The organism is Anaeromicrobium sediminis, from assembly GCF_002270055.1.
GTDB classification, from domain to species: domain Bacteria; phylum Bacillota; class Clostridia; order Peptostreptococcales; family Thermotaleaceae; genus Anaeromicrobium; species Anaeromicrobium sediminis.
The window spans coordinates 96,179-104,293 of sequence record NZ_NIBG01000015.1 but is presented as its reverse complement, the minus strand read 5'-3'; the positions used below and the strand labels follow the sequence as shown (position 1 = coordinate 104,293).

The following is an 8,115-nucleotide window of genomic DNA, read 5'->3' as shown; positions in this document are numbered from 1 at the left end:
AATTGAATGTGAAAGCGACTCAGGATTAGGATGTACAGGTACTTGGCAGCAAGATACCATTTTAAGAGGTTCAAAAATAGAAGTTCTACCCGATTAAAAGTGAAAGTGACTCAGGAATAGGATGTAGCAGCTCTTGGGATGAAAATATCATTTTAAGGGGTTAAAAAATAGACGACAGATAAAACCTAATAAACTGTCTCCATATAGAGGCAGTTTATTATTTTCTCCCTTCTTAATATTTTTGTAAGTCTGTAACACTATTGAAGGACAAACATATAATGAACCAAAAGGAAGGAGGTTTTAAATTTGACTAAGCATCATAAACCATATAAAAAATGTATGAGAAAATGTGAAAAAAAATGTTTAAAAGAATGTATAAAAGACTGCATAGAAGACTTCATAGAAGAATGTATTGATGAATGCATTGATGAATATATAGAAGACTATGAAAATGAAGACTATGAAAATGAAGACTATGAAGATGAAGACGATGATGATGAAGACTATGAAGATGAAGACGATGATGATGAAGACGATGATGACGAAGACGAAGACGATGATGATGAAGACGATGATGATGAAGACGATGATGATGAAGACGAAGACGATGACTGTATAAAGAGATGTATAAAGAAATGTATAAAAAAATGCATAAAGAGATGTATAAAAAGATGTATAAAGAAATGCAGAAAGAAATGCAGAAAGAAATGTAAGAAGAAATGTAAGAAGAAATGCGAAAAGAAATGCGAAAAGAAATGCGAAAAGAAATGTGAAAAGAAATGCGAAAAGAAATGTGATCATTAATAAATAATAAATTTCTAAAAAACTATAAAATCTAATAAACCGTCTCCATCTGGAAACGGTTTATTATTATTTTAATATTAATATTTTACATATTTTAATGGATTTACAGGAACCTTATTCTTTCTCACTTCAAAGTGAACATGAGGTCCAGTACTTCTTCCCGTACTTCCTACTAGGGCAATCTTTTGTCCCTTAAATACCTTTTGACCCTTTTTAACTAATAGCTTACTATTATGAGCATAATAAGTTACCGTATTAGATCCATGGTCTATTATTACTAAATAACCATATCCACTCTTCCATCCAGAAAAAGTAACTTTACCTCCATCTGCAGCTATAACTGGTGTACCATAAGGGGCAGCTATATCTATTCCCGTATGTCTTCTTCCCCATCTCCAACCAAACTTAGAGGACAATCTTCCTCTAGTAGGTTTTATAAATGTACCTGTACCTATCCTTGGTGGAACCTTTTTAGTTCCCTTTAATACAATTTGAGTCACTGGACTTGATACTACATTTTCACTAACCACATTCATGGCCACTTGAATACCATTTTGTGTTACTACTTGAGCTAGAACTTCTTTTACACCATTCTTCCCCTTTTTCTTTACTTTCTTTTCACCCTTATAAAGGGCTGATGTATCTTCAAATTCTACCTCATAAGGTATCTTCTTCTCGAAGGTAGTATTTGTTATAGTTTCTACTGTTAAAAGAGCCTTAGGAACTATTAAACTAATACTTTGGCCTATTTGTAATTTTTCTGGTTTAACATCCATGTTGGCTTTAGTTAAATCTTCAACACTTATTTTATATTTTTTAGCTATAGTCCAAAAGCTTTCGCCCTTTTCAACTTTATGAGTTTTCTCCTCATCAGTTCCCTTTAATATAAGACTTATAGCTTCATTCACATCTTTAACTTCTGATCCTTTAATCTGAACTTTATCTATCTTAATATTTTCTGCATAATCATATTTTTCAACTTTAGCTTTTTCATCTGGCTTATACATAGACTTAATTTCTTTTAAAACTTCTTCAGCTTGTGATTTGGTAGACAATGCCACAACACACTTATCATCCACCCATATACCACTTGCCATAACTTCTAAGTTTATATTTCTTAAAATAGCTTTCTTTATTCCTTGTAAATCTGCTATTTTTTCTTTATCTACTTTCACTCTTTCATAAGTTATGACCTCATCAAATACAATTTTCTTTCCATAGGCTTTAAACATATTTTCTTTAACACTTTCCAATGCCATTTGGAAATCTTCTTTTTCTTTAACGATTGCAATGGTTTTCCCATTAGACTTTACTTCGAAGGCCATGCTATTTATATAAAGAAAAGTAGACATAAGTATTAAACATAAACTTAAAGTTCCTATTAAACCAATTTTCTGTTTTTTACTCAATTTCTTCAACTTGCCAGATACTTCTTCTATTTTCATCTTTTGAGACTTCCTCTCTTAATTTTGTAAAACTAGCCTATTCTACCAATATAGTATATCATATACGTCCAAATAATTAAATAGGCTTATCTTTTCTCAAAATCTATCCATTTTTTGAAGAAATGCTCCAAATTTTGGTTAGATATCTGTTCACATACATTTAAAAAGTCATCAGTTTTGGCAATTTTATATTTATATTTGTCAAAGTACACCTTCAATATCTTAAAAAAAGTATCATCTCCTAATTCTTTTCTTAAATTTTCCACAAATATGGCACCTTTAAAATAAACTAAAGCTTGATATTCTCTAGAATTATTAAATTCTGATACACTCCTATATACTTTTTCAGTATTACCATTTTTACTATTTTTATATGCATTATAATATCTTACTATCATATCCTCATATATGGCATTCTTAGCTTTTTTCCCATATTTTTTTTCATAATATAGTAAAGTTGAATACTCTGTTAATGCTTCATCTAACCAAGCTTCTTTAACTTCATTATTGCCAACGAGGCCATACCACCATTGATGGGCCACTTCATGAGCTACTACATACTCTAGGGTCTGTTTCCTTTCTTCAGAGTAAAGACTCTTATCTATAAAAACTATATTAGGATACTCCATACCACCTATAAAAAAATCTGATGCGGCTACTGTAATTTGGTCATATGGGTATTTGCCATAGAGACTATTAAATATTTTAACACTATCCTCAGCAGTCTCTAATGCCAAACCTATATAATCTTCTTCTAAGGAATAGGATTTTACTGTTATACCATCTAAATCAGTTTCTCTAACTTTATATTTATCACTTATAATTAAAGCAAAATCCCTTATGTTTTTGCCCTCCATAGTCCATCGTATTTTTCCATTAATTTCTTCCTTTTTAATAATTTTCCCAGAATAGGCCATATTATATTCCTTTGGAACTAAAATTTCTACCCTATAATTTGCAACATGGCTATAAAAAGGATCTCCAATGGCAAAATATGGGTCTAAGTTCCATCCTTTTTCATCATAGACAGCCATAATAGGGTACCAATTTCCCAAGTTTATAGTATCACTTCCATATCCAAAACGTCCGCAGGAAGGAGGTATCTTTAACATATAGTCAATATCTACATGAACTTTTTCTCCAGGTTTTAAATCTTCTTTTAATTCTATTTTTAATATACTATCTCCAATACCAATTACATTAAACTTTAAGTTTTCATTTCCACTCTTAACATTTATTATTCTCATATATCCAGATTCAAATCCATTAGGATAAGCTAATGGCATATCGCATTCTTCAAATGGAACAGTCTTTTCTTCTTTAAAAGCATTAGGATACAAATGAAGATATATACTTTTAAAAGTAGCCTTGCTAGTATTTATATATGAAATATTTTCCTTTATAGTTACTAGTTTTTCTACTGGATCAAATTCTCCTTTAATATTGTACTCGGTAGAAGTTTCATTTTCGTATTCCCTTTGAAAACCAGTGGGAACACTCTTTAAGATTTCATACTCGGAAGCAAAATTTGCCATGAACAATAGGCCTAATATTATTCCCATAACCTTTATTTTTCTCTTACTAAAAATCAAACGCATACAAGCCCCCCTTAGAATTTCCCTATTATATTTATATGTTTTCATATTGGGTATATGCATATAGGACAGTCCCTCCTATGTGTTTCCAGTTTAAATTTATATGTGAATAGGTTATAATTATAAGGCTACACTAAAACTCATATGATATAATTAGTACAAGGAGGGGTAAAATGCACTTTTTTAAAGAAACAACTAAAATAGACTTGGGAGATACTTCTGTAGAAAATATATTTATAAATGATTTTATGCCCATGGCTAATGGAACCCATGTGAAAGTATATCTCCTTGGATACAAATACGCAAATGATAGAGATCCCTCTCTTAGTGTGAATAATCAAACTATAGGAAGACATCTTAGTATCCCCTTATCTGACGTAATGGACGCATGGGATTTCTGGGAAAAAAAAGGCATAATAAAAAAGCACTTCACAAGTGATGATAATCCTTATGATTTTACAGTTGAATTTTTAAGTTTGAAGCAACTGTATATAGATAATAATTACAAAGCTACTAATAGTGTTGCAGAAGCTGATGAACCCGTATCAGGTACTTACTCTTGTTCTGCTAAAGATTTACTAGAAGCAAAAAAAGTTCCTGAGATTAATGATATGTTCTACGAAGTAAATCAACTTCTAAAAAGAAGTCTATATCCTAACGAAATGAAGATTGTATTAGAATGGATTTACAACTATAGTATGGATCCTGATTTAATAATAAGAGCCTTTGATTATTGTGTAGAGAAAAAGAACATTAAGAATATAAACTATGTGGGTGCTGTCATAAGAAATTGGTATGATAATGGCATTACTACAGGTGAAAAGCTAGATAACTATTTAGAACAAACGGATACAAAGTTTTCTCAATACAAAAGGGTATTTAAGGCATTAGGTTTTGGTCACAGACCTCCATCTGAAAATGAAAAGAGAATTATGGATGTTTGGTTTAACGAATGGAATTTTTCTATGGAATTAGTTTTAAAAGCCTGTGAAAATTCTTCTAAAACTTCTAACCCTAACATTAACTTTATAAACAGTATATTAAAAGGATGGAAACAAGATAAGATTAATACAATTGATGAAGTAAACGCCAAAGAGGCAGCCCATAAAGAAAAAGGTGCTGTAAATAAAGCTCCTGTGAAAAAGGGCTTTTCTAATAATAGATTTCATAACTTTAAGCAACGTACTGATAAATATTCCAGTGATGAACTAGAAAAATTAGTCCGAAGAAAGAGGTAGGTGAACAACATGGCAAAAAATATTTCAAAGACTATACTCCTTGAATATGAAAAATCTAGAGACAAAGCTGAAAAAGAACTAGAAGATAGAAAAAAACAAGTTCACGCCCTATTACCTAAGCTTAAAGAAATAGAAGATGAGATAAATAAAACAGGAATTCATATGGCCAAGGCCATATTAACTAATGCCCATAATTATGATCAATACCTAAGTGAATTAAAAGTAACTTTAGAAAGTTTAAAGCAGGAAAAGGCCATATTGTTAACAGAAAATAACGTTCCCCTTAACTACCTGGAAATTCAATATAATTGTACAAGCTGTAATGATACGGGCTTTCTACAAAATGGTCGTAAATGTACATGTTTTAAGCAAAAACTCATAAACCATGCCTATAAAATGTCTAATTTAGATAAGGTGTTAGAAAAAGAAAATTTTAATAACTTTAAAATAAGTTTATACGATAACAATCCCTTTGAGGGAGAAGAATTAACACCCTACGAGAATATGCAACATGTACTAGAAGATTGTGGTCTCTTTGTAAATAATTTTAATCAAAGTAATGAAAACTTATTATTTTATGGAACTACAGGATTAGGTAAAACTTTCATGTGTAACTGCATAGCCAAAGAATTACTAGATAGGGGTAAGATAGTAGTTTATCAAACGGCATTTAAAATATTAGATATTATTGAACAATATAAATTTAGCAAGGTTAAAGACCCTTTAATCAAAGAGAGTTACCAAATGTTATTTGATTGCGATTTACTCATTATAGACGATTTAGGAACTGAACTAACTAATACCTTTACTAATTCAGAAATATTTCACATATTAAATACTAGATTAATAAATGATAAAAAACTTATCATCTCCACAAACTTGGGTCCAAAGGAAATTGCTACTACCTATAGTGAGCGAATTTTCTCAAGGATATTTAGTAAATTTAAGGTAATGAAGTTTTATGGTGATGATTTAAGATGGGAAGTATAAAACAGCTTAGTTATAAGCTGTTTTTTTATTGCAAAATAGGCCATGAATAGGACCTCATTGGAACAGGTTAATCATTTAACCTATTGGAAAAATTTATGACTGAAAATTTTGTTGACATTAGTCTATCCATGTTGTAATATATATAAATGTGAGTAGTACGACCCATTAGCTCAGTTGGTAGAGCACTTGACTTTTAATCAAGGTGTCCCGCGTTCGAGCCGCGGATGGGTCACCATCACGCTGGTGTGGCTCAATTGGTAGAGCAGCTGACTTGTAATCAGCAGGTTATGGGTTCAAGTCCCTTCACCAGCTCCAATACATATAAAAGAGGGGCGTGAGATCAGGAAACTCATGCTTCTTTTTTTTTCATGTCTATCCTATTAAACATAATTAATCCCCCTTATAGTATTAATCGTGTTTAATATAAAATATATAAAAACAACAGCCACCTAGGAATTCCCACTAGATGGCTGTTATTTTTTTACGGATTCTCAATTTATAATATGCCTTTGGACATTATTTTACTAAAGACTTCTGTTTTCTTAACTTAACTTTAGGTTCACGTGGTAGAGCAAATAGTGGTATGAATCTATCCCAACCAGTAAACGTTAAGATCAACATGGATCCCACTGCTATATAGGCCATAAAGTTATATCTTATAATATCTGTCGGAACAAAACTATGAAGAGGATATACAGCTTTTGCTATAGCCACATAGAATAATACGAAACAATGCCAAGGAATAAGCTGTGATCCATAAACTCCCATTGCATCCGCAAAAGTGGCATTTCTAAGTCTTAACTTATACATATCCTCTTCACTAGCTTCCACGTTTTCATCAGTTATAGTTTTCATGATAGGACTTATTGTTACTATTTCTGCCGTTTCATCACCTAAAGCAGCATTACCAATTAAACATAATAGTGCATTACAGCACATTAACTGTCTAACATTCTTAGCCATAGATATTATACCCTTAGATATAGGTTCAAAGGCCTTCATACTATTCATTATTCCTCCAAATGCAGCTACCCACATCATCATTACTATGGACCAACTACCTGCATCGGAAAAACCTGTATATATTAATTCTAAAAATCCATTTAAGGATTCAACTGTTCCAGCAACTGTTCCTAATATTAAAGAAGATACGATTCCAGCTCCTAAACAAATCATTGTTTGGAAACCTTTAATAGCCATACCTATAACGATAATAAGAGGTATTATCATATAAAATGGTACCCCTGCCTGAACCTGTTCTAATAAGGTTACTGCTGATGCTCTTTGCTCTGCTAACGAAGCCCATGCTTCTGGAGGAATTTGATTTATTGCCTCTGTGGCATTTCCCACTGTTGAAGGAAGACCCATAATAGTTCCTGTTACAAATATTACTATGGCAGTTGCAATTAAACATAGTCCAGACCAAGGTCCTTGATGTCTAACCCTGTGTATAATTTCTACTTGTTGTAATCCAGAACTTAGCACTGTCGTATCAGATATAAGACCAATATTATCTCCAAAACAGGCTCCACCAGCGATAGATGCCACTGTCAATAGTATATCTCCACCTACTATATGGTTTAACCATAAAAATACAGGAGCACAGGCTGCAAATGTTCCCCAACTAGTTCCCGTTGCAATTGATAATATACATGTAACTATAAAGCCAACTACTGCCACACTCTTTGCCGTTACACCCATCTTTAGAGACATGATGATGATAGACGCTCCAACACCTGTAGCCATAAAGGATTCTGCCAAACCATAAGCAAACATAAGAATAAAAAATACGATTACGATTTCCCTAACATTGTCTAAGGCCAAATCTAGAATTTTCTTGAAAGAATACTTTTCAGTAGCCATAGCAATTAAAACAGCAACTATTGTAGCCATTGGTGCTGCCAATAGTACATCCATTCCACTTATCATAAGTCCTGCCAGTACAAATATAGGTGATATTTTTATTATTGCCATAATTGATCCTCCTTTTTTTATTATATATAAATCTCCCATAGCATATATGATACCTTCCAGATTATGTCC

At 31.9% G+C, this 8,115-nt stretch carries 6 protein-coding genes and 2 tRNA genes; 5 read left to right on the top strand and 3 right to left on the bottom strand.

The features are described 5' to 3' along the window. Positions 1-306: 306 nt before the first annotated feature. A complete protein-coding gene (locus CCE28_RS22310) occupies positions 307-804 on the top strand; it encodes a hypothetical protein (protein WP_176461860.1) in 498 nt (165 codons plus the stop codon). A 77-nt stretch (positions 805-881) separates the two neighbouring features. Here the strand turns inward: CCE28_RS22310 and CCE28_RS15445 are convergent, their stop codons facing one another. Together CCE28_RS15445 and CCE28_RS15440 are read right to left on the bottom strand one after the other, a co-directional pair. After that, entirely contained in the window at positions 882-2,249 is a 1,368-nt protein-coding gene (locus CCE28_RS15445) for a peptidoglycan DD-metalloendopeptidase family protein (protein ID WP_095134622.1), read from the bottom strand. Positions 2,250-2,335: 86 nt separating this feature from the next. Further along, a complete protein-coding gene (locus tag CCE28_RS15440) occupies positions 2,336-3,847 on the bottom strand; it encodes a M1 family metallopeptidase (RefSeq protein WP_176461859.1) in 1,512 nt (503 codons plus the stop codon). A gap of 170 nt (positions 3,848-4,017) precedes the next feature. Here CCE28_RS15440 and CCE28_RS15435 point away from each other — a divergent pair, with 170 nt between their 5' ends. The 4 genes from CCE28_RS15435 (at position 4,018) to CCE28_RS15420 (ending at position 6,387) form a co-directional block, all read left to right on the top strand. Next, on the top strand, positions 4,018-5,082 hold the full coding sequence (locus CCE28_RS15435; protein ID WP_095134620.1) for a DnaD domain-containing protein: 1,065 nt from the start codon (positions 4,018-4,020) through the stop codon (positions 5,080-5,082). Between the two features lie 9 nt (positions 5,083-5,091). Further along, complete coding sequence (locus tag CCE28_RS15430; protein WP_095134619.1) at positions 5,092-6,072, top strand: ATP-binding protein; 981 nt, start codon at positions 5,092-5,094, stop codon at positions 6,070-6,072. Positions 6,073-6,231: 159 nt separating this feature from the next. After that, positions 6,232-6,307: transfer RNA gene (locus CCE28_RS15425), tRNA-Lys, on the top strand. A gap of 4 nt (positions 6,308-6,311) precedes the next feature. Further along, positions 6,312-6,387: transfer RNA gene (locus CCE28_RS15420), tRNA-Thr, on the top strand. Positions 6,388-6,588: 201 nt separating this feature from the next. Here the strand turns inward: CCE28_RS15420 and CCE28_RS15415 are convergent. Further along, on the bottom strand, positions 6,589-8,046 hold the full coding sequence (locus tag CCE28_RS15415; RefSeq protein ID WP_242972993.1) for a Na+/H+ antiporter NhaC family protein: 1,458 nt from the start codon (positions 8,044-8,046) through the stop codon (positions 6,589-6,591). Positions 8,047-8,115 lie beyond the last annotated feature (69 nt).